At 73.0% G+C, this 22,572-nt stretch carries 26 protein-coding genes; 14 read left to right on the plus strand and 12 right to left on the minus strand.

What is annotated here, in order from left to right:
• Positions 1–122 precede the first annotated feature (122 nt).
• Complete coding sequence (locus KUV85_RS08320) at positions 123–377, plus strand: WhiB family transcriptional regulator (RefSeq protein ID WP_219962743.1); 255 nt, start codon at positions 123–125, stop codon at positions 375–377.
• A gap of 25 nt (positions 378–402) precedes the next feature.
• Here KUV85_RS08320 and KUV85_RS08325 read toward each other — a convergent pair whose 3' ends face one another.
• A complete protein-coding gene (locus KUV85_RS08325) occupies positions 403–1,881 on the minus strand; it encodes a sensor histidine kinase (RefSeq protein WP_219962744.1) in 1,479 nt (492 codons plus the stop codon).
• A gap of 68 nt (positions 1,882–1,949) precedes the next feature.
• Between KUV85_RS08325 and KUV85_RS08330 the strand changes: the two genes are divergently transcribed.
• The 4 genes from KUV85_RS08330 to KUV85_RS17690 are packed head-to-tail and all read left to right on the plus strand — an operon-like array spanning position 1,950 to position 4,869.
• Positions 1,950–2,675, plus strand: coding sequence for a DUF2785 domain-containing protein (locus KUV85_RS08330; protein WP_219962745.1), 726 nt, complete (start codon positions 1,950–1,952; stop codon positions 2,673–2,675).
• A 9-nt stretch (positions 2,676–2,684) separates the two neighbouring features.
• Positions 2,685–4,349, plus strand: coding sequence for an acetolactate synthase (locus KUV85_RS08335; RefSeq protein WP_219962746.1), 1,665 nt, complete (start codon positions 2,685–2,687; stop codon positions 4,347–4,349).
• Between the two features lie 10 nt (positions 4,350–4,359).
• Positions 4,360–4,743, plus strand: coding sequence for a thioesterase family protein (locus KUV85_RS08340; protein WP_219962747.1), 384 nt, complete (start codon positions 4,360–4,362; stop codon positions 4,741–4,743).
• A gap of 48 nt (positions 4,744–4,791) precedes the next feature.
• Positions 4,792–4,869, plus strand: coding sequence for a 50S ribosomal protein bL37 (locus KUV85_RS17690; RefSeq protein ID WP_425299401.1), 78 nt, complete (start codon positions 4,792–4,794; stop codon positions 4,867–4,869).
• 64 nt (positions 4,870–4,933) lie between these two features.
• Here the strand turns inward: KUV85_RS17690 and rsrA are convergent, their stop codons facing one another.
• The 4 genes from rsrA to KUV85_RS08360 form a co-directional block, all read right to left on the minus strand.
• A complete protein-coding gene (gene rsrA / locus KUV85_RS08345; protein ID WP_219962748.1) occupies positions 4,934–5,206 on the minus strand; it encodes a mycothiol system anti-sigma-R factor in 273 nt (90 codons plus the stop codon).
• Between the two features lies 1 nt (position 5,207).
• Complete coding sequence (locus tag KUV85_RS08350) at positions 5,208–5,825, minus strand: sigma-70 family RNA polymerase sigma factor (RefSeq protein WP_219962749.1); 618 nt, start codon at positions 5,823–5,825, stop codon at positions 5,208–5,210.
• A gap of 72 nt (positions 5,826–5,897) precedes the next feature.
• Positions 5,898–6,554, minus strand: coding sequence for an alpha/beta family hydrolase (locus KUV85_RS08355; protein ID WP_219962750.1), 657 nt, complete (start codon positions 6,552–6,554; stop codon positions 5,898–5,900).
• Between the two features lie 16 nt (positions 6,555–6,570).
• On the minus strand, positions 6,571–7,335 hold the full coding sequence (locus tag KUV85_RS08360; RefSeq protein ID WP_219962751.1) for an SOS response-associated peptidase: 765 nt from the start codon (positions 7,333–7,335) through the stop codon (positions 6,571–6,573).
• A 42-nt stretch (positions 7,336–7,377) separates the two neighbouring features.
• Here KUV85_RS08360 and aroA point away from each other — a divergent pair, with 42 nt between their 5' ends.
• Together aroA and rsgA are read left to right on the plus strand one after the other, a co-directional pair.
• Positions 7,378–8,655, plus strand: a complete 1,278-nt coding sequence (aroA, locus tag KUV85_RS08365; RefSeq protein ID WP_219962752.1) for a 3-phosphoshikimate 1-carboxyvinyltransferase — start codon at positions 7,378–7,380, stop codon at positions 8,653–8,655.
• A 7-nt stretch (positions 8,656–8,662) separates the two neighbouring features.
• On the plus strand, positions 8,663–9,664 hold the full coding sequence (gene rsgA / locus KUV85_RS08370; RefSeq protein WP_219962753.1) for a ribosome small subunit-dependent GTPase A: 1,002 nt from the start codon (positions 8,663–8,665) through the stop codon (positions 9,662–9,664).
• A gap of 34 nt (positions 9,665–9,698) precedes the next feature.
• Here the strand turns inward: rsgA and KUV85_RS08375 are convergent, their stop codons facing one another.
• The gene (locus KUV85_RS08375; RefSeq protein ID WP_219962754.1) at positions 9,699–10,670 is read right to left on the minus strand and encodes a hypothetical protein; all 972 of its coding nucleotides are present in this window, start codon (positions 10,668–10,670) and stop codon (positions 9,699–9,701) included.
• Between the two features lie 136 nt (positions 10,671–10,806).
• Positions 10,807–11,265 (minus strand): DUF2231 domain-containing protein, encoded by a 459-nt coding sequence (locus tag KUV85_RS08380; protein ID WP_219962755.1) that lies wholly within the window; start codon positions 11,263–11,265, stop codon positions 10,807–10,809.
• 16 nt (positions 11,266–11,281) lie between these two features.
• Here KUV85_RS08380 and KUV85_RS08385 point away from each other — a divergent pair, with 16 nt between their 5' ends.
• The 5 genes from KUV85_RS08385 to KUV85_RS08405 all read left to right on the plus strand — a co-directional run bounded on the left by KUV85_RS08385 (position 11,282) and on the right by KUV85_RS08405 (position 16,367).
• A complete protein-coding gene (locus KUV85_RS08385) occupies positions 11,282–12,211 on the plus strand; it encodes an inositol monophosphatase family protein (RefSeq protein ID WP_219962756.1) in 930 nt (309 codons plus the stop codon).
• A gap of 10 nt (positions 12,212–12,221) precedes the next feature.
• Entirely contained in the window at positions 12,222–12,653 is a 432-nt protein-coding gene (locus KUV85_RS08390) for a CBS domain-containing protein (RefSeq protein WP_219962757.1), read from the plus strand.
• Between the two features lie 63 nt (positions 12,654–12,716).
• Positions 12,717–13,409, plus strand: a complete 693-nt coding sequence (locus tag KUV85_RS08395) for a response regulator transcription factor (protein WP_219962758.1) — start codon at positions 12,717–12,719, stop codon at positions 13,407–13,409.
• The gene (locus KUV85_RS08400) at positions 13,406–15,979 is read left to right on the plus strand and encodes a DUF4153 domain-containing protein (RefSeq protein WP_219962759.1); all 2,574 of its coding nucleotides are present in this window, start codon (positions 13,406–13,408) and stop codon (positions 15,977–15,979) included. Before KUV85_RS08395 ends, KUV85_RS08400 begins: the two co-directional genes overlap by 4 nt.
• Before the next feature lie 10 nt (positions 15,980–15,989).
• Complete coding sequence (locus tag KUV85_RS08405; protein WP_219962760.1) at positions 15,990–16,367, plus strand: FKBP-type peptidyl-prolyl cis-trans isomerase; 378 nt, start codon at positions 15,990–15,992, stop codon at positions 16,365–16,367.
• A gap of 91 nt (positions 16,368–16,458) precedes the next feature.
• On the opposite strand, the gene KUV85_RS08410 is transcribed toward KUV85_RS08405, so the two are convergent.
• Together KUV85_RS08410 and KUV85_RS08415 are read right to left on the minus strand one after the other, a co-directional pair.
• The gene (locus tag KUV85_RS08410) at positions 16,459–16,680 is read right to left on the minus strand and encodes an RNA-binding S4 domain-containing protein (protein WP_219962761.1); all 222 of its coding nucleotides are present in this window, start codon (positions 16,678–16,680) and stop codon (positions 16,459–16,461) included.
• Between the two features lie 34 nt (positions 16,681–16,714).
• On the minus strand, positions 16,715–17,974 hold the full coding sequence (locus tag KUV85_RS08415; RefSeq protein WP_219962762.1) for a DUF445 domain-containing protein: 1,260 nt from the start codon (positions 17,972–17,974) through the stop codon (positions 16,715–16,717).
• A 38-nt stretch (positions 17,975–18,012) separates the two neighbouring features.
• Here KUV85_RS08415 and KUV85_RS08420 point away from each other — a divergent pair, with 38 nt between their 5' ends.
• A complete protein-coding gene (locus KUV85_RS08420; protein ID WP_219962763.1) occupies positions 18,013–18,585 on the plus strand; it encodes a TetR/AcrR family transcriptional regulator in 573 nt (190 codons plus the stop codon).
• A gap of 12 nt (positions 18,586–18,597) precedes the next feature.
• Here KUV85_RS08420 and KUV85_RS08425 read toward each other — a convergent pair whose 3' ends face one another.
• On the minus strand, positions 18,598–19,323 hold the full coding sequence (locus KUV85_RS08425) for an acyltransferase (protein WP_219962764.1): 726 nt from the start codon (positions 19,321–19,323) through the stop codon (positions 18,598–18,600).
• On the minus strand, positions 19,320–20,330 hold the full coding sequence (locus KUV85_RS08430) for an alpha/beta hydrolase (protein WP_219962765.1): 1,011 nt from the start codon (positions 20,328–20,330) through the stop codon (positions 19,320–19,322). The genes KUV85_RS08425 and KUV85_RS08430 overlap by 4 nt, the downstream gene beginning before the upstream one ends.
• A gap of 49 nt (positions 20,331–20,379) precedes the next feature.
• Here KUV85_RS08430 and KUV85_RS08435 point away from each other — a divergent pair, with 49 nt between their 5' ends.
• On the plus strand, positions 20,380–21,396 hold the full coding sequence (locus KUV85_RS08435; RefSeq protein WP_237690227.1) for an NADP-dependent oxidoreductase: 1,017 nt from the start codon (positions 20,380–20,382) through the stop codon (positions 21,394–21,396).
• On the opposite strand, the gene KUV85_RS08440 is transcribed toward KUV85_RS08435, so the two are convergent.
• On the minus strand, positions 21,389–22,558 hold the full coding sequence (locus tag KUV85_RS08440; RefSeq protein ID WP_219962766.1) for a DUF3179 domain-containing protein: 1,170 nt from the start codon (positions 22,556–22,558) through the stop codon (positions 21,389–21,391). The two genes, KUV85_RS08435 and KUV85_RS08440, sit on opposite strands and share 8 nt — an antisense overlap.
• Positions 22,559–22,572: the final 14 nt, after the last annotated feature.

A 22,572-nucleotide genomic window follows, 5' to 3' on the forward strand; every position in this document is an offset into this window, starting at 1 on the left:
GAACGGCTTCACTTGTGTGTCCCGGTGCTGCCTGCAGACCGGACGAGCCGCCCCGCCTCCTGTTCATCCATCCCCCACGCAATCACTCCCTGCGCACGCAGGAAGGAAAGAGGACCCCCACCGTGGACTGGCGTCACCGCTCCGCATGCCTCGACGAGGACCCGGAGCTGTTCTTCCCGATCGGCAACACCGGTCCGGCCATCCTGCAGATCCAGGAGGCCAAGGCCGTGTGCCAGCGCTGCGACGTGCGCGAACAGTGCCTGCAGTGGGCACTGGAGGCGGGACAGGACCACGGCGTGTGGGGCGGCCTCAGCGAGGACGAGCGCCGGGCGCTCAAGCGTCGCAACGCGCGGGCACGCGTCCGCACCCGCGCCTGAGCGCTCCCCCGACCGCTGCCCCGGGTCAGGGCCGGTCGAGCGGGATCGAGAGATCGACGCGGGTGCCTCCGGTCGCCGAGGCCCCCAGGACCAGCTGACCCCCGAGCTCGGACTCCACCAGCGTCCGGACGATCGAGAGGCCCAGGCTCGCCCGCGTCTCCAGGTCGAAACCGGCAGGCAGCCCGCGGCCGTCGTCGTCGATGACGACGCCCAGCGTGGCGCTCCGGCGATCCACGGCGAGCACGATCTCGCCGTCCCCGGTGCTCACCTCCCCGTCGTAGCCGTGCTCGACGGCGTTCTGCAGCAGCTCGGTCAGCACCATCGCCAGCGGGGTGGCGCGCTCGGCGTCGAGCATGCCGAACGAGCCCTCGCGCCGGACGCGGATCGCCGCCGAGAGCGACCCCACGTCGGTGACCAGCTTGGCCAACCGGTCCGCGACACCGTCGAAGTCCAGCGTCTCCTCCACCGCATGGCTCAGCGTCTCGTGCACGATCGCGATCGACCCCACCCGGCGCACCGCCTCCTCCAGCGCCGTGGTCGCCTCGGGCGCGTCGATGCGACGGGCCTGGAGCCGGAGCAGCGCCGCCACCGTCTGCAGGTTGTTCTTCACCCGGTGGTGGATCTCGCGGATCGTGGCGTCCTTGGTGATCAGCTCCCGGTCGCGGTCACGCAGCGCGGTCACGTCGCGGGTGAGGATCAGGCCCCCCTCGCGCTCACCGCGAGGACGCAACGGGATCGAGCGCGCGATGAGCGCCACGTCCCCGGCATCGACCTCCATGTCACGGTGGGCACGGCCGCCCAGCACTGCGCTCAGCGTCTCCTCGTCCGGCCGACTGCGCAACGGCACGAGCTCGCGGGTGACGTCGGTCAGCAGCTCCCCGGTGAGGTCGCCGGCGACGCCCAACCGGCGGTAGAGCGACAGCGCGTTGGGGCTGGCGTACTGCACGCGGCCGGTCGCGTCGACGCGCACGAACCCGTCACCGACCCGCGGCGAGTCCGCGTGGTCGCTGCGCTGGCCCGGCGCCGGGAAGAGCCCGCGGGCGATCATCTGGATCAGCTCGCCGGCCGTCTGGACGTAGGAGATCTCCAGCCGGCTCGGCGGACGCACCCCGAGCAGGTTGGTGTTGCGCCCGATCACCGCGATGACACGGTCCTCGCGGCGCACCGGTGCCGCCTCGGTGCGCACCGGGACGTCGTTGCGCCACTCCGGGTCACCCTCGCGGGTCACCCGCCGCTGCTCGTAGGCGGTGTCCACCAGCGGCCGCCGCCCTGCCGGCAGGTGCTCGCCGATCATGTCGTCGTCGTACGCCGTCGGCCCGGTGGTCGGCCGGATCTGGCCGCCGGCCCAGAAGCCGTCACCGTCCCTGTCGGGCAGCCAGAGCACCAGGTCGGCGAAGGAGAGGTCGGCGATGATCTGCCAGTCCGCCTGCAGCAGCTGGAGCCAGGCGATGTCCGCCGCCCCCAGTCGGGTGTGGCGGTGGGCGATCTCGGACAGCGACGGCACGGGACCAGCCTAGGCTCGGTCCCGGTGGGGGGTGCCGACGGCTGCCGGGCCGCTGGCAGGATGGAGGCGTGCGGAGGGATGCCTGGGAGGAACTGTCGCGGTCGGACTTCCCGGTGCCCGACGAGCCGTCGCTGTCGGAGCTGACCGCCGAGCTCACCGAGATGCTCGGGCACGCCGACGACCGGGTGCGCGAGGACACCGCAGTGGCGGCCTTGCGGACGTGGCTGCGGCGCGGGGTCTACGACGACCTGCTCCCCGGTCTGGGTGACGGCATGGTCGCCGGACTCGGCTCCGGCGTGCGGGAGCGGCGCACCAGCTCCGCGGTGGTGCTGGGGCAGTGCATCGCCCGCGACGAGGCCACCCGGCGGGTGCCCGCCGAGCAGGTGCTCACCTGGGGCGACCGCCTCGTCACGTGGTGGCTGGAGGAGCCCGAGGAGTCGGCCACGGCGCGCGGCGCCGACGCCGTCGCCGCGCTCGCCCACCACCCCGCCTGCGCCGGTGCCGAACTGGCGGTCGTGCTCGACGTGATCGGCGAACGCGCCGTCGGCCTCGAGCGGCTCGACTCCGTCGACCGGCTGGCCGAGGCCACCATGGCGGTGCTGCGCCGGGGCCTGGTGCCCACCGACGTGGTCGAGGCATGGCTCGAGCGGCTCACCGACGCTGCGGCGTACCTCCGCGCGCTCTACCTGCTCCTCAGCCTCGCGCCGGACCCGCCGCCGGACCGGGCCGACCTGGTCCTCTCGGTGATCGACCGGCTCCGCGCCGTCCACCCCGGCCTGCGTACCAGTGAGTAGGTTGCTCCCATGAGCGGAAACGAGATCAGCGGCCACGCCGGCGAACTGGCGGTGCACGTCGCCCGCGCCCACGGCGTGGAGACCATGTTCACCCTCTCCGGTGCCCACGTGTTCCCGATGTACGACGGCGCCGTGAAGGCCGCCGAGGCCGGGGACACGATGCGCCTGCTCGACGTGCGCCACGAGCAGACCGCGGCCTTCGCCGCCGAGGCGACCGGCAAGCTCACCCGGGTGCCCGGCCTCGCCGTGCTCACCGCGGGTCCCGGTGTCACCAACGGCGTCAGCACCCTGGCGCAGGCCACGTTCAACGGCTCCCCGATGGTCGTCGTCGGCGGACGCGCCCCCAACAACCAGTGGGGCAAGGGCGCGCTGCAGGAGATCGACCACGTGCCGATCGTCGAGAGCGTCACGAAGTACGCCCGCACCATCCCCACCGCCGACGACGTCGCCGAGGGGATGCACGAGGCCTTCACCGCGGCCCGCAGCTCCCACCGCGGTCCGGCGTACGTCGACGTCGGCATGGACGAGTTCTTCAACGCCGGGACCGGCACGGTGCCCGCCCTGGCCCCGGAGCGCACCGCCCCCGACGCCGGCGCGGTGGACCACGTCGCGTCGCTGATCGCGCAGGCCGAGCGCCCGGTGCTCATCCTCGGCACCGACGTGTGGGCCGACGGCGCCGAGGACGCCGCCCTCCGGCTCGTCGAGGGCGTCAAGATCCCGACCATCACCAACGGCATGGGACGCGGCATCGTGCCCGGCGGCCACCCGATGCTGATGACCAAGGCCCGCGGGGCCGCGCTCAAGGGCGCCGACCTGGTCGTGGTCGTCGGCACGCCCCTGGACTTCCGCCTGGGCTACGGCGTCTTCGGCGGCGACGAGGACGGCAACGGCACCGCACGCGTCGTCCACGTCGCCGACTCACCCGACCAGGTCTCCGGGCACGCCGACCTCGCCGCGTCCGTCTCCGGCGACCTGTCGGCCGTGCTGGACGGGCTGCTGGCCGGGATCGACCGCGCCGGCCCGCGGGACTGGTCCGGCTGGACCGGGGACCTGCAGCAGACCGTGCAGGCCGCCGTCGAGCGCGACAACGCGCTGCTGCACGCCGAGGCCGACCCGATCCACCCGGCCCGCATCTACGGCGAACTGGTGCCCCGGCTCGCCGAGGACGCCGTGGTCATCGGCGACGGCGGCGACTTCGTCTCCTTCGCCGGCAAGTTCGTCGAGCCCCAGCGCCCCGGCTGCTGGCTCGACCCCGGCCCGTACGGCTGCCTCGGCGCCGGGCTCGGCGCGGCGATCGCCGCCCGCATCGCCCGCCCGTCCTCGCAGGTCGTGCTGCTCCTCGGCGACGGCGCCGCCGGCTTCTCGCTGATGGACGTCGACACGCTGGTGCGCCACAACCTGCCCGTCGTCATGGTCATGGGCAACAACTCCGCGTGGGGCCTGGAGAAGGGCCCGATGCAGATGCTCTACGGCTACGACGTCGCCGCCGACCTGGCCGAGCGCACGCAGTACCACGAGGTCGTCAAGGCCCTCGGCGGCGCCGGTGAGGTCGTCACCGACCCGGGGCGGATCGGCGAGGCGTTGGACCGCGGCTTCGCGGCCAACGCTCCCTACCTGATCAACGTCATCACCGACGTCAACGCCCCCTACCCCCGCAACACCTTCGGCATCTGAGGAGGCCACCGTGGCGGACGCCGCCGAGCAGACCCACACCGTGACCGAGGACGACACCGCCGCTGCCGTGGGGTCCGGCGACCTGCCGGTGCTCGGGACCCCACGACTGCTCGCCTGGTGCGAGGCCGCGACCTGCGCGGCCGTCGCCGAGGAGTTGCGCGAGGGCGAGACCAGCGTCGGCACACGCATCGACCTGGAGCACCTCGCCGCCAGCCCCGTCGGGCAGGAGGTGCACGTGACCGCCCGGCTCGCGCACAGCGACGGCCGGCTGCGCCGGTTCTCGGTCTCGGCCCGTCACTCGACCGACGGCACGCCGGGCAAGCTCGTCGGGTCCGGAGAGGTCACCCGCATCATCGTCGACAGCGAGAAGTTCCTGTCGCGGATTACGGGTTGAGCCGCCCCGACTGACAAACTGGCACGTCTCGACCTTCGAGGAGGAACCATGAGCAAGCGTGGACGCAAGCGCAAGGCGCGTCGCAAGAACAATGCCAACCACGGCAAGCGCCCCCTCGGCGGCTGACCGTCGAGAAGCAACGAACCCCCGGACCATCGGTCCGGGGGTTTCGTCGTGCTGGGGCTGCTGCTCAGCCGTTCTCGTCGCGGATCTGCACCTGGACCGCCCGGATGCTGACCCGCACCCGCTCGCGCAGCTCGGCCGGAGCCGTCTCGGAGCAGGACCGGGCCACGAGCATCTTCACGGTGCGCTGCAGGTCGTAGCTCTCCAGGCAGGGGTTGCACGAGTCCAGGTGCTCGCGCACGACCGCACAGTCACCCTCCTCGAGCTCGTTGTCGATCATGCGCATGATGCGGTCGAGGAAGGAGGAGCAGTCCTCGGTGCCGGCGTGCTCGTGAGCCATCTCAGACCGCCCCCTCGCCGGGAACCCCGTTGCGGGTGGCGGCGTACTCCGACAGCATGTCGCGCAGCTGGCGACGACCACGGTGCAGGCGCGACATGACCGTCCCGATCGGCGTGTCCATGATCTCGGCGATCTCCTTGTAGGCGAACCCCTCGACATCGGCGAGGTAGACCGCGAGGCGGAACTCCTCGGGGAGCTCCTGGAGCGCCTGCTTCACCTCGGTGTCGGGCAGGTGCTCCAGCGCCTCGGTCTCGGCCGACTTCAGCCCACCGGAGGTGTGGGCCTCCGCCCGCGCCAGCTGCCAGTCCTCGATCTCACCGTCCTCGCCGGTGAGTGACTGCTGCGGCTGGCGCTGCTTCTTGCGGTAGGAGTTGATGAAGGTGTTGGTCAGGATGCGGTAGAGCCAGGCCTTGAGGTTGGTGCCCGGCTTGAATTGGTGGAACTTGGTGAAGGCCTTCGCGAAGGTCTCCTGCACCAGGTCCTCGGCGTCCGCGGGGTTGCGGGTCATGCGCATCGCCGCGGCGTACAACTGGTCGAGGTGGGGCAACGCGTCGCGCTCGAAGCGCGCCGAACGCTCGGCCTCGGTCTCGGCCGCCACGTCGATCTGGGTCTCGGTCATCAGGCCCCAGCCTACGTCGCGCGCGTCGACGGGGCGATCCAGCACTGCCGTCATGCACAGCAGAACGCCCGATCAGCGCCGCTCATTCCCGAGGACCTCGCGGACCAGCCACTCCAGCGTGGACTCGACCACGATCTCCATCGCGTCGTCCTCGGTCAGGTCGGCCCGCTTGGGCACCCCCAGGCCGTGGTCGGCCGCCGGCACCACGCTGAGGTCGACCTGGCCGGGCAGCGGGCTCGGGAACTCCTCGGGACGGCCCATCGGGTCGCGCTCCCCCTGCACCACCAGGGTGGGGACGCCGACGTCGGCGAGCTCGTCGAGGCGCGACTTCTCCGGCCTGCCCGGCGGGTAGAGCGGGAAGGACAGCGCCAGGCAGCCGACGGCCGCCAGGTCCCGCGCGCACCGGGCCGCCGACCGCGCGCCGGCCGAGCGACCGCCCACCACGAGCGGGGTGCGGACCCGGATCGAGTCGGCCGCCGCCCGGAACGCCTCGTCCAGCGTCGCCGGCGGGGTGGCGACCTTGCGTCCGGCGCGCCGCCAGGGTTGCTCGAAGCGCATCACGGTGATGCCCTGGCCCGGCAGTCGTCGTTCGAGCGCGAGGAGGTCGCGCGCGTCGATGCCGCCGCCGGCGCCGTGGCTGAGCAGCAGCGTGCCGATCGGGTGGCGGGCGCGCTTGGTGACCAGGCGCCCCTCCCCCTGTGGCGTGGGGATGATGCGTTCCTCGCTCATGCGGTCCACCGCGTGTTCACAGCAGGCTCTCCTGGATCGTCGGCAGGTCCTCGGGGGGAAGCGGCTCGACCAGCTCGGGACCGTTGTTGGCCACGTTGCCGACCGCCGTGGAGACCGGATGGGCCTCCAGCCCGTGCTGCTGGGCGGGCACGAGCAGGTCCAGGACGTCCTCGGACCCCGAGGCCGGGTCCAGCCACGCGTCGCGGCGCTCGGGGGTGACCAGCAGGGGCATCCGGTCGTGGATGTGGCCCAGGTCGTCGGGGGCGCTGGTGGTCAGCACCGTGCACGTCCAGCGCCACCGCTCCGGGTCGTCGTCGGCACGGGTGGGGTCGCGCCAGAGCTCGTAGAGGCCGGCCATCGCCAGCGAGGAGCCGTCGACGGGATGGATGTAGAAGGGCTGCTTGCGCTGCTTGCCCTTCGCGGTGCGCTGCTCGGTGGGGTACCACTCGTAGTAGCCGTCGGCCGGCACGAGACAGCGGCGCTTGGCGAACGCCCGCCGGAACGCCGGCTTGGCGGCCACCGTCTCCATCCGTGCGTTGATCATCCGGCTGCCGATCGACGGGTCCTTCGCCCACGAGGGCACCAGCCCCCAGCGCACCACCCGCAACTGGCGCACCACCTCGGTCTCACCCTTGGGTGGGCGGTCAAGGACGGCGTACACCTCGTCGGTGGGGGCCACGTTGTAGTCCGGCGGCAGCGCGCGCTCGAGCCGCGGGTCGAGGATCTCGAACTCCTCGGCGAGGTCCTCCGGCGAGCGGCTGGAGGCGTAGCGACCGCACATGCCGCCAGCGTATCGGTGATCGACCCCTAGAATCGTCGCATCATGCCGCCCGCCCCGCCCGTCGCCGACCCCTGGCCCGCTCCCGTGGCGACGGCACCGGTGGACGCCACCGTCCGCCTGCCCGGCAGCAAGTCGCTCACCAACCGGGCACTCGTGCTGGCCGCGCTGGCCGACGGTCCGTCCGTCGTACGCCGCGCCCTGCGCTCGCGCGACACCGAGCTGATGGCGCGCGCACTCACCTCGCTCGGCGCCACGGTCGACACCGAGGGCGAGGACTGGGCAGTCACGCCGGGCACCGCGACCGACGACACCACGATCGACTGCGGTCTCGCCGGCACCGTGGTGCGCTTCGTGCCGCCCGTGGCCGCGCTCGGCCGCGGCGACGCGACGTTGGACGGCGACGCCCACCTGCGCAACCGTCCGGTCGGCGAAGTGCTCGCCGCGCTGCGTGACCTCGGCGTGACCGTCACCGGCGACGGCGTGCCATTCACGGTGCACGGCGAGGGCGGCGTCCCGGGCGGCAGGGTGACCATCGACGCCTCCACGTCCTCGCAGTTCGTGTCCGCGCTGCTGCTCGCCGGCGCGCGCTTCGAGCAGGGCGTCGACGTACGTCACGACGGCAAGCCGATCCCCTCCCTGCCGCACGTGGCCATGACCGTCGCGATGCTGCGCGAACGCGGTGTCGCCGTCGACGACGCCGACGCGAACCGCTGGGTCGTCTCCCCCGGCGCCATCGCCGCCCTGGACACCGAGATCGAGCCCGACCTGTCCAACGCCGGCCCCTTCCTCGCGCTCGCCGCGGTCACCGGCGGCACCGTCACCGTGCGCGACTGGCCGAGCGCCACCACCCAGGCCGGGGACGCCTGGCGGGACCTGCTGGCACGCATGGGGTGCACCGTCACCCACCTCGAGCACGGCCTGCAGGTCACCGGACCGGCACCGGGCACCCTGCAGGGCATCGACGCCGACCTGCACGACGTCGGCGAGCTCACGCCCGTCGTCGCCGCCCTCTGCGCGGTTGCCGCGACGCCGTCCCACCTCACCGGCGTCGGCCACATCCGCGGCCACGAGACCGACCGCCTCGCCGCCCTCGCCGCCGAGCTCGGCGGGCTCGGCGCCGCGGTCACCGAGCTCCCCGACGGCCTGCGGTTCACTCCCGCCCCGCTGCACGGCGGCCGCTTCCGCACCTACGCCGACCACCGCATGGCCCACGCCGGCGTCGTGGTCGGCGCGGCGGCGCCCGACGTCCTGGTCGAGGACGTCGCCACCACCTCGAAGACCTTCCCCGACTTCGCGGGCTTCTGGGCCTCGCTGTTCTGAGCCGTCGATGGGTCGCCGCTACACCGAGCACGACGTGGAGCACTACGAGCGTCCGCGGCGACGCACCCGGCCCCGGACGAAGGACCGTCCCGCCCACGCCGACGCCCGCGAGGGCCTGGTGGTCGCCGTCGACCGCGGTCGCTACACGACGCTGGTCGACGACGTGGTCGTCACCGCCATGAAGGCGCGCCCGCTGGGGCGCAAGGCCGTCGTCGTGGGCGACCACGTGCGGGTGGTCGGCGACGTCTCCGGCGCCGACGGCACCCTGGCGCGGATCGTCGAGGTGCAGCAGCGCCAGACCGTGCTGCGTCGCACCGCCGACGACGACGACCCGCACGAACGCGTCGTGGTCGCCAACGCCGACCAGCTCATGATCGTCACCGCGCTGGCCGACCCCGAGCCGCGGCACGGGCTCATCGACCGCGCCCTCGTGGCGGCGTACGACGCCGGCATCGAGCCGCTGCTGTGCCTGACCAAGTCCGACCTCGCCGACCCCGAGGAGCTGTTGGCGACCTACCGCGCGCTCGGGGTGCCGTCGGTGGTCACCCGGAGGGCCAGCGCCACCGATCGGACCATCCTCGGGGTCGAGGCGGTGCGCGAACGGTTGGTGGGGCGCACCAGCGTGCTGCTGGGCCACAGCGGGGTCGGCAAGTCCACGCTCTTCAACGCCCTGGTCCCCGAGGCGGACCGCGAGACCGGCGGCGTCAACGACGTGACCGGCCGGGGCCGCCACACCTCGACCTCGGCGGTGATGCTCGCACTGCCCGACGCGGCGGACTCGTGGCTGGTCGACACCCCCGGCATCCGCTCCTTCGGCCTCGCGCACGTCGAGCCCGGCGACCTCATCGGCGCGTTCCCCGACCTGGCCGAGCTCACCGTCGACTGCCCCCGCGGCTGCACCCACGGCGACGCCGAGCCCGAGTGCGGCCTCGACCTCGGCGGCGCCGACCCCGAACGGATCGCGTCCTACCGACGCCTGCTCGCCGCCCGCACCGCCGCCGACCGCTGACCGGCACGATCGGGGAGGATCGCGCGCAGTGGGTTCACGCAACCCTCCCCGGTGATGACTCCTGGCAGTCGGCACACGGACGCAGCGCACCCTCCCAGCCGCGACGCCGCAGCAGCGCGGCGATCTTCGCCGCGGTGGCGCACGGCCGCGCGACGACCTGTGCGTATCCCAGGCGCACCGTGTCGGCACCGTCGAGCGCGGCGTCGAGGTCCCGCTCGAGGTCACGGTCGCGTGACTCGGCGGAGGAGTGGAACAACCGCCCGTCGAGCTCGACCACCTGCGTCCAGGCCGGTGAACGGCCCGCGTAGACCACGTCGCGCATCATGCGTCGGCCACCCGCGATCGCCGGGACCTGCCGTTGACCGCGCGGGAGGCCGTGGTCACGCTCCACCCGCCGCAGGTAGGCATGCTCGAGCACCGAGCACGTGCCCTCGGCGACGTCGTCGAGCACCGCCAGGAGCCACGCTCGCCGGCGCAGTCGCGGCGTCGCGGAGGCCTGGCGCCGCAGGCGTGCGGCCGTCGTACGCCGCGCCCCGCAGGCGTCGGCGAGGACGGCGACGGCAGCCATGTCGGTCGCTGCACCTGCTGCGAGCGCGAGCACGGCGGCGTCGTACCGCATCCGCGGCGGCGACCGGTTCCACTGGACCCGGTCGTCGAGGTGGCGATCACGCCGAACCACCACTCCCTCGGGCGTGCGGATGCGTCGTCGATGGGCGACGACGACCTCCACCGGCCCCTCGGCGCCACCACGCGGGCCCGGCCCCTCATGGGCGCGGATCGCGGACCAGCCGGCCAGTGCCGCGGGCCAGCACGCCAGGACGGCGGCCCACGAACGCTGCTGCCAGGTGAGTGGACCGGTGTGGTCGACGTACACCCCGGGATGCACGACCACCCACTCACGGCGCCGCAGGCGGCGCGCGACGTCGCCGCCGTCCTCCCCGGCGGCCAGCACCTGACGGCGCGCGACGACCCCGTCCTGGCTCGCGAGCAGCTCGGCGACGTCCATGGCTCCGTCCTACCGCTCGCGGTGGACTCCACCAAGGCACTCGGGGCGCTCCTGTGGAGAAGTCGGCGCCCGTCAGGACACACGATCGGGGAGGATCGCGCGCAGTGGGTGCACGCAGCCCTCCCCGGTCGACGGATCAGCCGGCGAAGCCGTCCCAGACGGCGCGGGCGCCGGAGTCGCCGGTGAGGACGACGAGGACGAGCACCGCGACCGCGTCGACGGCGAGGAGCGCTGCCAGCAGCCACCGGACCCAGCCGTCGCGTCGGTGCAACGCGGTGGTGATCACCGCGATGGCGGCGAAGGCCAGGCTCCACCACATCAGCAGCGCGCCGCGGTCCTCGTGGGTGTCGATCTTCTCGGTGACCGGCGCGCCGGGGTCGTTGAAGAAGTCGTTGGCCTCCCGGAAGCTGTCGCCTGAGAAGTAGGCGACCAGCACCGCGGCCGCCGCGACGAGCGCCAGCACCAGCGTGGGCCACCGCAGCCGGTCCCGGAGCGCGGGGACGAGGTAGGCCAGGGCCACCAGCGACGCGATCGGTGCGAGCACCACCGCACCGTGGACGGCGAGCGGGTGCAGCGGCAGTCCGTTGATCTCCATGCCCCCAGCGTGCCCGATGTCGGCCGCGAAAGGCAGCAGGCAATACCCTGACCGCGTGGCCACCGACTACACCGACGACCTCCGGCTGGCACACCTGCTGGCCGATGATGCCGACTCGCTCACCCAGGCTCGCTTCAAGGCGCTGGACCTGCACGTGATGAGCAAGCCGGACCTGACGCCGGTGACCGACGCCGACCAGGCGGTCGAGGAGTCGATCCGGCGCACGCTGTCCCGCGTCCGCACCCGCGACGCCGTCACCGGCGAGGAGCAGGGCAGCGCGGGCCACTCCCAGCGGCGCTGGATCATCGACCCGATCGACGGCACCAAGAACTTCGTCCGCGGCGTCCCCGTGTGGGCCACGCTCATCGCGCTCGCCGTGGAGGACGAGGTCGTCCTCAGCGTCGTATCCGCTCCCCTGCTGCAGCGCCGCTGGTGGGCCTCGGTCGGCGGCGGCGCATGGACGGGCAAGTCGCTGCTGAAGGCGACCGAGTGCCGCACCAGCGACGTACGCCGCCTCGAGGACGCCTCGCTGTCCTTCTCCTCGCTCAGCGGCTGGGAGGAACGCGGCCGCGGCGAGGACTTCCTCGCCCTGATGCGCAGCTGCTGGCGCACGCGCGCCTACGGCGACTTCTGGTCCTACATGCTGCTCGCGGAGGGGGCGGTCGACGTCGCCGCCGAGCCCGAGCTCGAGGTCTACGACATGGCGGCGCTGGACATCATCGTCCGCGAGGCCGGCGGCCAGTTCACCTCGCTGGAGGGGACGCCGGGCCCGTGGGGCGGCAACGCGCTGGCCACCAACGGCCACCTGCACGACGCCGCGCTGTCCTTCCTCGGCTCGCTGCCCGACGACAACCACGACGCCGACTGGCAGCCCTCCCGCGGCGGCACCGTCTCGGAGTTGAGACAGCGCCGCGAACCGGTGGCCGAGGACCCGCCCCCTGAGTAATCTGGGTCACATGCGCATCGGTGAGATCCTGCAGGCCAAGCAGACCCAGGGCGTCGTGACCATCACCCCCGAGGCCGGGGTCCGCGAGCTGATCGCCATGCTCGCCGAGCACAACATCGGCGCCCTGATCGTCAGCCGCGACGGGGAGCACCTCGACGGCATCGTCAGTGAACGCGACGTGGTCCGGCACCTCCACCACGACGGCACCGTCATCAACAACACCGTCGGCGCGATCATGACCGACGTCGTCGAGACCTGCACCACCGACGACACCCTCGACGACGTCATGGGCTCGATGACACGGCGCCGCTTCCGCCACGTGCCGGTCGTCGAGGACGGCCTGGCCGTGGGCATCGTCAGCATCGGCGACCTGGTCAAGCACAAGATCGAGCAGCTCGAGTTCGAGCGCGACCAGCTCGACCACTACGTGCACCAGAGCTGATCTGCACAGAACCTCCACACGTCGTACGCCGATCCTGCCGAGGTTCGCTCCTAACCTGCTGCCATGAGCAGCGCAGCACGACGGGTCCTCGTGGTCGAGGACGACCCCGTCATCAACCAGGCGGTCGCCGACCGCCTCGCCGCCGAGGGGTACGACGTCCACCGCGCCGTGGACGGTCCCGGCGCGGTCGCCGCGTGCCGTGAGCACCACCCGGACCTCGTCGTCCTCGACGTGATGCTGCCCGGGTTCGACGGGCACGAGGTCTGCCGTCGCATCCAGGCCGAACGTCCCGTGCCGGTGCTGATGCTCACCGCCCGCACCGACGAGGCCGACGTGCTGGTCGGCCTGGGGGTCGGTGCCGACGACTACCTCACCAAGCCCTTCCGGATGCGGGAGCTCGTGGCCCGCGTCGCGGCACTGCTGCGACGGGTCGAGCGCGCGGGCGTGCTCCAGCAGCAACGTTCACTGGTGCTGGGCGACGTGCACCTGGACGTGGCGGCGCGCCGTGTGTGGCGCGACGGCGTCGAGGTGCGGCTGACGCCGACCGAGTTCGACCTGCTGCAGTGCCTGGCGGCGTCCCCGGGCGCCGTGGTGTCGCGGGAGCGGTTGATGGCCGAGGTCTGGGGCTGGCAGGACGCGACCACGACCCGCACCGTCGACAGCCACGTCAAGGGGCTGCGGTCGAAGGTGGGCCACGACCGGATCCGCACCTCGCACGGCGTGGGCTACGCCCTGGAGACCGGGGACGCCACGTGACGTCGACGCCCCTCGCCCCGCTGCGCTCGATCAAGCTCAAGCTGGGCCTCCTGGTGGCGGCGAGCGTCACCGTGGCGGCGCTGGTGGGCGTGCTGGGGCGCGCCAGCGGCGTACCGCTGTGGTTGGGCATCCCGGTCGCCATCGCCCTCGCGCTGGCGGTCACCCAGCTGCTCGCAGTGGGGATGGTGGCGCCGCTGCGGGAGATGACCGCCGCCGCGCGCCGCATGGCCACCGGCGACTACACGGTGCGGGTGACGGCCACCTCGCGGGACGAGGTCGGCGAACTGGCCCACACCTTCAACGCGATGGCCGCCGACCTCGCCGACGTCGACCGGCAACGCCGTGCCCTCGTGGCCAACGTGAGCCACGAGCTGCGGACGCCGCTGGCCGGCCTGCGTGCCCTGCTGGAGAACGTCGTGGACGGCGTCGACGACGGCGTCGACTCGGTGCCGGCCGCCCTGGCGCGCGCCGAGCGGATGTCGGACCTGGTCGAGGACCTGCTCGACCTGGCCCGGGAGGACGCGGGTCGCGCCGCCTTCTCGCCGCAACCGGTCCGGCTCGACGCCCTGGTCACGGACGCGGTCGAGGAGGTCTCCGCCCTCGGTCGCGACGTGGCCTTCGCCGTCGACGTCTCGCCGGACCTGGTCGTCCACGCCGACCCGGACCGACTGCGGCAGCTGGTGACCAACCTGCTCGACAACGCCTCCCGCCACAGTCCGAGCGACGGCACGGTCCACGTCGACGTCGAGACCTCCGACGAGCACTACCGACTCTCCGTGCACGACGAGGGTCCCGGCCTCCCCGCCGCGGACCGCGAGCGGGTCTTCGAGCCCTTCGGTACGGCGCGCACCGCCGGCACCACCGACGCCACCGGCGGGACCGGTCTCGGGCTGGCGATCGCACGGTGGGTCAGCGACCTGCACGGCGGCAGCATCGCGTTCCACGACCCCGCGACCGGCACGGGCGCCCTCGTCCGCGTCGACCTCCCCCTCCGTCCCACCGGCCGCCCCGGCCCCGTCCCCGACCACGAGGAGTCCCCCGTGCCCACCACTGCGTCCCCGCCACCACCGGCAGCACCGGAGCAGGCCGTCACGCCGGTCGCCTCGCCCGGCCTGCTGGAGGACTTCTTCGGCTCGCTGTGGCCGGACCGGACCGCCGCCCGCCTCCCCGTCCTGCTGGCGGCCCTCGGCGTGGGTGTCCTGGCGGCGATCGTGCTGCCCTTCCGCGACGCCGGCGTGGGCACCACGCTGGTGCTGCTGGCCGCCGGCACTGCGATCCTGACGGCGAGCCGACGCCGGCGCGAGCCCTTCACCCTGCTCTGCGCCGCCCTGTGCGTCCTCCTCGCGGTGGCCACCTCGGTCCGGGACGCGGACTGGGTCCTGGTGCTGTGCGTCCTGCTCGGTGGCCTGCTGACCGCGGTCGGCGTCGCCGGCGGACGCACCGTGTCCGGGTTCGCCGCAGCCGCGGTCGCGGTGCCGCTGGCCGGCGTACGTGGGCTCCCGTGGCTGGGCCGCACGCTGCGGGTGCTGACCGGCGGCGGCCACGGTGCGGCACTGCTGCGCACGACCGTCTGGTCGCTGCTGGCGCTGCTGGTCTTCGGCGCCCTCTTCGCCACCGCCGACGCGCTGCTCGCCGAGTGGGTGACCGCGCTGCTCCCCGACCTCTCCGCGCAGACGGTCGTCCTGCGTGCGTTCCTCACCGTCGCCGTGGGCGGCGTGGTGCTGGCGGCGTCGTACCTCGCCCTGAACCCGCCGGACGTCGACCGCATGCCGACCGACGTGCCGCCGGTGTCGCGGCGCTACGAGTGGCTGGTGCCGGTGATGGTCGTCAACGCCGTGTTCGCCGCCTTCCTGCTGGCCCAGGCGACCGTGGTGTTCGGCGGCCACGGCCACCTGCAGCGCACCACCGGCCTGACCTACGCCGAGTACGTGCACCAGGGGTTCGGCCAGCTCACCGTGGCGACGGCCCTGACGCTGCTGGTGACCTGGGCGGCGGCCCGCAAGGCTCCGCGGGGTACGGCGCCCGACCGCGGGTGGCTGCGCGGCGCGCTCGGCCTGCTGGGCGTGCAGACACTGGTCGTGGTCGCCTCGGCGCTGCACCGCATGGACCTCTACCAGGAGGCGTACGGCTTCACCGAGCTCCGCCTGCTGGTGACGGCCTTCGAGGGCTGGGTGGGGGTCCTGGTCGTCGCGATGCTGGTCGCCGGGGTCGGGCTGCGCGCGCGGTGGCTCCCCCGTTTCGCCCTCGTCACCGGCACGGTCGCCCTGCTGGGGATCGTCGCCCTCAACCCCGACGCCTGGATCGCCGAACGCAACCTCGACCGCTATGCCGAGACCGGCAGGGTCGACTGGCCCTACCTGCAGGGGCTCTCCCAGGACGCCGTCCCGACGCTGGTCGAGGAACTGCCCGACGACCTCGAGGACTGTGCCCTGGCCGGGCGGGTCCGTGATCGCGACGACTGGCTGGAGTGGAACCTCGGACGCAGCCGCGCCGCGGCGTACCTCCCCGCGACACGGCAGGTCGTGCCGGGCCGCGACAGCGACTGCCCCGACGGCACCGGGCTGCCGTAGGGTCGCGAGCATGAGCAACCCGCAGAAGCCCGAGATCGAGTTCCCCGGTCTGGAGCCGCCGACCGACCTGGCGGTCACCGAGGTGACCGAGGGCGACGGCGCCGAGGCGCAGGCCGGCCACACCGTCAGCGTGCACTACGTCGGCGTGGCGCACTCGACCGGCGAGGAGTTCGACGCCTCCTACAACCGCGGCCAGCCGTTGCAGTTCCAGCTCGGCGCCGGCCAGGTCATCGCCGGGTGGGACACCGGCGTGCAGGGCATGAAGGTCGGCGGCCGGCGGCAGCTGGTGATCCCGCCGCACCTGGGGTACGGCGACCGCGGCGCTCCCCCGGTCATCGCCGGCGGCGAGACGCTGATCTTCGTCGTGGACCTGGTCGACGTCCGCTAGGTCTCGACAGGCTCGACCAACGGGCTCGGCCCGACCAATGGGCTCGGCCCGACCAACGGGCTCGGCGCGGCCGCCGGGGACGACGCGGTCGCTACTCCCCGGCGACGCGTGCGGCCTCGGTGGCGACCTTCACCACGTCGCCCACCTGGAGCTGGCGGCTGCGGCGCGTCTCGACCTCGTCGTTGACGCGCACCATGCCACCGGCCAGCAACGGCTTGGCCTCCGATCCGGACTCGACCAGGTTGGCGAGCTTGAGGAACTGGCCGAGCTTGATGCTGCCGTCGGAGATCGGGACGTCCACGGGTTCGAGCATGCCCCCATCCTAGGTCCGGGCCTCCGGTCGCGACTCAGTGGACGGCCAGGGACAGCGCATGGATGACCACGCCGACCAGGCCACCCACGATCGTGCCGTTGATGCGGATGAATTGCAGGTCACGCCCGACGTGGAGCTCGATCTTCTTCGCCGCCTCACGACCGTCCCACTTGCCGATGGTGTGGCTGATCACCGCGGTGATCTCGGTGCCGTAGCGGTCGACCGCGAACACGGCCAGGTCTGCCGCCATCCGGTCCAGGCGCGCGCGCAGCGCCGCGTCCTGCTGCAGCCGGTCGGCGCCGGCGCGGACCTCGACCAGCACCCGCTCACGCACCGCCCCCTGCGGGTCGTCGAGCGAGGCGATGAGGGCGCGGCGCAGTGCCTGCCAGATCGCCGTGGCCGTGTTGAGCACCGCCGGATGGTCCAGCACCCGTTCCTTGAGCCGCTCGGTGCGGGCCTGGGTGTCGGGGTCCTCCAGCAGGTCCGCCGCCAGCTGGTGCAGCATCGAGTCGAGCGCGCGACGTGCGCGATGGGTCGGCGCGCTCCGGATCTCGGCGACCCAGCGCACCATCTCGGTGTGCAGCCGCGAGGTCACCATGTCGTTGAGTCCCTGCGGTGCCCACCACGGCGCCCGCTCCTCCAGCACGTCCTGGACCGTGTCCGGATTGGCGACCAACCAGCCGTGCAGCTCCTCGAGCACGAGGTCCACCAGCCCGTGGTGCAGGTCGTCGGCGAGCACCTCCGAGAGCAGGCCGCCCGCCAGCGGGGCCAGCGGCTCCTCGCGGAGCCGCGGCACCAGCGCCTCGGTCACCAGCGCCTCGATGTGGTCGTCGCGCACCTTGGCCAACCCGATCCGCAACAGCTCGCTGCCCTCGTCCACGACGCGCTCGGCGTTGGCCGGCACCGCCAGCCACGCCCCGACACGCCCGGAGATGCCGATCGCGTCGATCCGCTCGCGGATCACCTCCTCCTGCAGGAAGTTCTCCCCCACGAACTGCTCCAGCCCCTGGGCCAGGTCGTCCTTGCGTCGCGGCACCAGCGCGGTGTGCGGGATCGGCAGTCCCAGCGGGTGCTTGAACAGGGCGGTGACGGCGAACCAGTCGGCGATCGCACCGATCATCGAGGCCTCCGCACCGGCGTTGACGAAGCCGAGCCACCCGTCGCGGTCCAGGGTGGCGGCGTACACCACGGCGGCGAGGACCAGCAGTGCGAACGCGACCGTCCGCATCCGGCGCAGGCCGGCGCGACGGGCCTCGTCCGCGGTGGGGTCGGCAGACAGCATCGGAACGCTCACCGGCCCATCGTGCCGCACGGCAGGCTTAGGATGACGGGGTGACCGAGCCCTTTGACCAGACGCGACTCCGTCCGGCCGGCCGCGCCACTCGGGAGGCGATCGCCACCGCCGCACGGGAAATGTTCGACGAGCACGGGTACGACGGCGCCTCGGTCCGCGCCATCGCCTCGCGTGCCGACATCGACCCGGCGCTGGTGATCCGGCACTTCGGGTCCAAGGAGGAGCTCTTCCTCGAGGTGATGCAGACCGGGGACGGGATCCAGGAGGTGCTCCGCGGCCCGCTGGAGGCGATCGGCCGCCGGATGGTCGCCTACTTCCTCAGCGACGAGGGCGAGCAGTTCCGCAACGCGTTCCTCCCCCTGACCCGGGCCGCCCACCACCCCAAGATCGGCACCGAGCTCGGCCGACGCTCCAAGGAGCTCTTCGTCGACCCCCTGGTCGACCGTCTCGACGGCGAGGACCGCGAGCTGCGGGTGCTGCTGGCCGGGGCCCAGATGAACGGGCTGCTCAACGCGCTCTTCGTGCAGCGGCGCGAGGAGCTGCTCGGCGCCAGCGCCGACCGCATCATCGAGATCTACGGCGACGCGATGCAGGCGGTCCTCACGCCCTGACCGGCCCGCGGGTCAGGGCGTGTCCTCCTCGCTCCAGACGACGTCCTTGCGGATGACGCGGGCGGGGACGCCGGCCACCGCGGTCGCGGGCGGCACGTCCTGGTTGCGCACCAGGCTGCGCAGGCCCACCACGGCGCCCTCGCCGACCTCGACGTGGCCGGTGAGGATCACGTCCCGCCCCAGCCACACGTGCTCCCCCAGCCGGATGTGGGCGCCGTACGGGTTGAGCCGTTCGCCGGTCACGGCGTCGCCCAACCGGTGCATGTCGTCGGTGGCGAGGTAGACGTCCGCGGCCCACAGCTGGTCGGGCTGGGCGACGATGGACCCACCGTTGCGCGCGTCCAGGACGGCGCACCGCGTGGCGGTGGTGCCAGCGTTGAGCACGATGCTGGAGTCCGCGCCGCAGTAGAGGTCGGTGGCGGTGTAGCTGCTGTCGGGCCCGAGGAAGACCGTCGCCCCGCCCCCGCCCAGGTGCAGCTTGGCCATGTTCTCGACCGTGCTGGCGATGACCAGCAGGGCGTCCTCGAAGGGGATCAGCGCCATGGCACCGATCAGCTCCTCCGGCACGGTGACGCCGGGGCGGACGTAGAGCACGTTGCGCTGCTCGTGCCACCACGGCGGCAGCGGTCCGCGGACCTCGCGGAGCTCGAGGGAGTCGAGCACGTCGGGGCGGACCCCGACGCCGACCAGCCGGTCGCGATGGGCACCGACGAGCCGGTCCCCCAGTTGCCACGTCATGGCAGCGAAGTCTGCCCCATGCCGGCGACCCCGTCGCCCAGTGCGCGCATCTCGCGCGCCACGAACGCCCGCATCGCGGGTGCGTCCGGTGCGGTGCCCTCGGCGCCGTGGTACATCCCGGGGACCGCGTCGAACACCGTCGGCACCCCGTCGGCGACCAGCCGCGCGGCGTAACGGCGGGCCTCGTCGTGGAAGAGGTCGGCCTCCCCGATGCCGATCCAGGCCGGCGGCAGGCCGGCCAGGTCGCGCGCCAGCGCGGGCACGGCGTACGCCGGCGGGTCGGCACCGGCGTCGACCTCGGCGCCGAGGTAGCAGCGCCACGCGAAGCGGTTCGACGCCGGGCTCCAAGCGTAGCGCCGCCACGTCCGGCCACGGCGCGTGCGGTGGTCGAGCATCGGGTAGCGCAGCACCTGCAGGCAGGCACCGGGCTCCCCGAGGTCGCGCACCAGCTGGCACACCGCCGCCGCCAGGCCACCGCCAGCGCTCGCACCCCCGATCGCGATCCGCGCCGGATCCACGCCGGCATCGGCGGCGCCGTCGAGCACCCACCGCAGGGTCGCCCTCGCATCCTCCAACGCGGCCGGGAACGGGTCCTCGGGAGCGAGCCGGTAGTCGACCGCGACCACCGGGATGCCCAGCTCCGCGGCCACCCGGCTGCAGTGGCTGGTGTCGGCCGCCGCGCTGCCGGCGACGAGCCCGCCGCCGTGGAGCCACACGTAGGCCCCGGGTCCCGTCCGACGCCGTGGCTCGAACCACAGCACGGGGACCCGGTGGTCCCCGTGGACGGCCGTGCGCCGGGTGACCTCCACCCCGGGACGCCCGCCGGTGGGGAGGCCCAGCATCTCGCGCAGGTCGGCCAGGTCCCGTTCGTCGCTGACCGAGGACGCCGAGAGCAGCTCGGGTCGCCACAACTGGGGGCGGACGGCCCCGAACGTCCGCGCAGCATGGACGCCCGCGGCAGCCACGAGGCCGCCGGCCGCCCACCACGCCGGAGAGGTTCGCACCATGATGCTGCCCCAGTCTGCCCGACACCCACGGCTGCGCCACGATGGGTGGGTGACCACCACGAACACCCGAGTCCTGCTGCACTCCCGCCCCGAGGGCGAGCCGACCCCGGAGAACTTCGAGATCGACGAGGGCGCCGTGCCCGAGCCGCGCGAGGGCCAGGTGCTGCTCCGCACTCGCTACCTCTCGCTCGACCCCTACATGCGCGGCCGCATGAGCACCGCCAAGTCCTACGCCGACCCCGTCGAGCTCGGCCAGGTGATGGTCGGCGGCACGGTGAGCGAGGTCGTCGAGTCCCGCGACCCGGCGCTGGCGGTCGGCGACGTCGTGGTCGCCCACGCGGGCTGGCAGGAGTACGCCGTCGCGCGGCCCGAGCACGTGCGCAGGCTCGACCCGGAGGCAGCCCCGATCTCGACGGCGCTGGGCGTGCTCGGCATGCCGGGCTTCACGGCGTACGCCGGCCTGACGCTGATCGGGAGGCCCCAGCCGGGCGAGACCGTCGTCGTGGCCGCGGCCTCCGGGCCGGTGGGCGCCACCGTGGGCCAGATCGCGAAGATCCTCGGGGCGCGTGCGGTCGGCATCGCCGGTGGTCCGGAGAAGGTGGCGCACGTCGAGGAGCTCGGCTTCGACGCCGCCATCGACCACCGCGCGCCGGACTTCGCCGACCAGCTGGCCGCCGCGACACCGGACGGCATCGACGTCTACTTCGAGAACGTCGGCGGCCACGTGTGGGACGCGGTCCTCCGGCGACTGAACACCTACGCCCGCGTCCCGGTGTGCGGCCTCGTCGCGCACTACAACCAGACCGAGCTGCCGCCCGGCCCCGACCGGATGTCGATGCTGATGCAGCAGGTGCTGATCCGCAGCCTCACCGTGCGCGGCTTCATCCAGACCGAGTTCGTCGCCGAGCACGAGGCCCGGTTCCTGGAGGAGGCGAGCGCCTGGGTCCGTGACGGCCGGCTGCAGTACCGCGAGGACGTCGTCGACGGCCTGGCCAACGCTCCCGAGGCCTTCATCGGGATGTTGCGCGGCCAGAACTTCGGCAAGCTCGTCGTCCGCGTCAGCTGACGCCGATCTCTTCGATCGTGGCATCGGGCCGGAACCCGATCCAGGCGAACCAGAAAGTGTCGAGGTAGGGGTACTCGACCAGCCGCTCGCCGACGAGCGGCCCGTCGACGGCATGGCCGCGGATGTTCCACCTGGAACCGGTACGCGCATCGACGAACCCGCCCGCCTCGCGGCTGAACGTCAACGGCCGGCCGTCGAGGCGGGCCTCGAAGACCGCGACGGTTCCCACGTCGCGCCCGTCCACGATCTCCGGCGCATCGAGTGCGGAGGCCTGCCCGGGCTGGTGCCACACGGTGAGCACCGTGCCGCCGACCTCCACGTTCACTGCCCCGGCGGTCGCGACGGCGCTGCGCCGGAGGGTCACGACATCACCCTCGCCCTCGAGGCCGACGACACGTTCCTTGACCGGCAGCCGGTCGTCGGTCCCACCGGGGACGGGTGCGAGCAACCGACCGTCAGGGTCGTCGTACCCGATGTAGGGGTTACGACCGTAGTCCCGGTCGTGACCGGTGTCGCGGTTCAGCACGAGCGAGTCGGGGTGGGCGGCTCGGAACTGGTCCCAACCGGTGAGGCCGAGCGGGGTCCGCTCGAGCTGCTCGCCGGTGAGGTGCCCGACGGAGGCGAGCCCGGTGAGCTGGGGCCACAACGACTCGCTCTGTCGGTCATACATCACCAAGTTGTCGACGTAGAGCAGCCCGGAGGTCCCGAAGTCCAACACCCGGCCGTCGATCTCCCGGTGGAAAGCGACTCCGGAGTTGCACAGCGGGCAGTAGGTCACGGCCACCGGTGTGCCGCCCACGACGTCGTTGACGATCTCGTGCCAGACCATGACCTCGAGCGGATAGGCACGCGTCTCCGCACCGATCGTCAGCGCGAGCACCGGGTCATCGGCGGCCAGCCAATCGACCTCGCCGACGGACGTGAACCGCGGGCGGTCGATGGGCGGGATGCCGTCGGGTGGGGGCCCTCCGGCGACCAGGTCAACCACGTCGATCAGCGGGTCGGGAAAGGACGGATGTGTCCGCTCCACCAGCGCCGACGGGACATCGAGTCGGGGCCCGCCGCTCGCGTGCCCCACTCCGCGTTCGGTCGTCGCGCCACCGCACGCGGAGAGGAACAACGCGGCGAGGGCGAGGAGGCCCCGTGCGTCACCGACTCCCATGGGACCACTCTCCT

The organism is Nocardioides panacisoli (assembly GCF_019448235.1).
Taxonomy (GTDB): Bacteria; Actinomycetota; Actinomycetes; order Propionibacteriales; family Nocardioidaceae; genus Nocardioides; species Nocardioides panacisoli_A.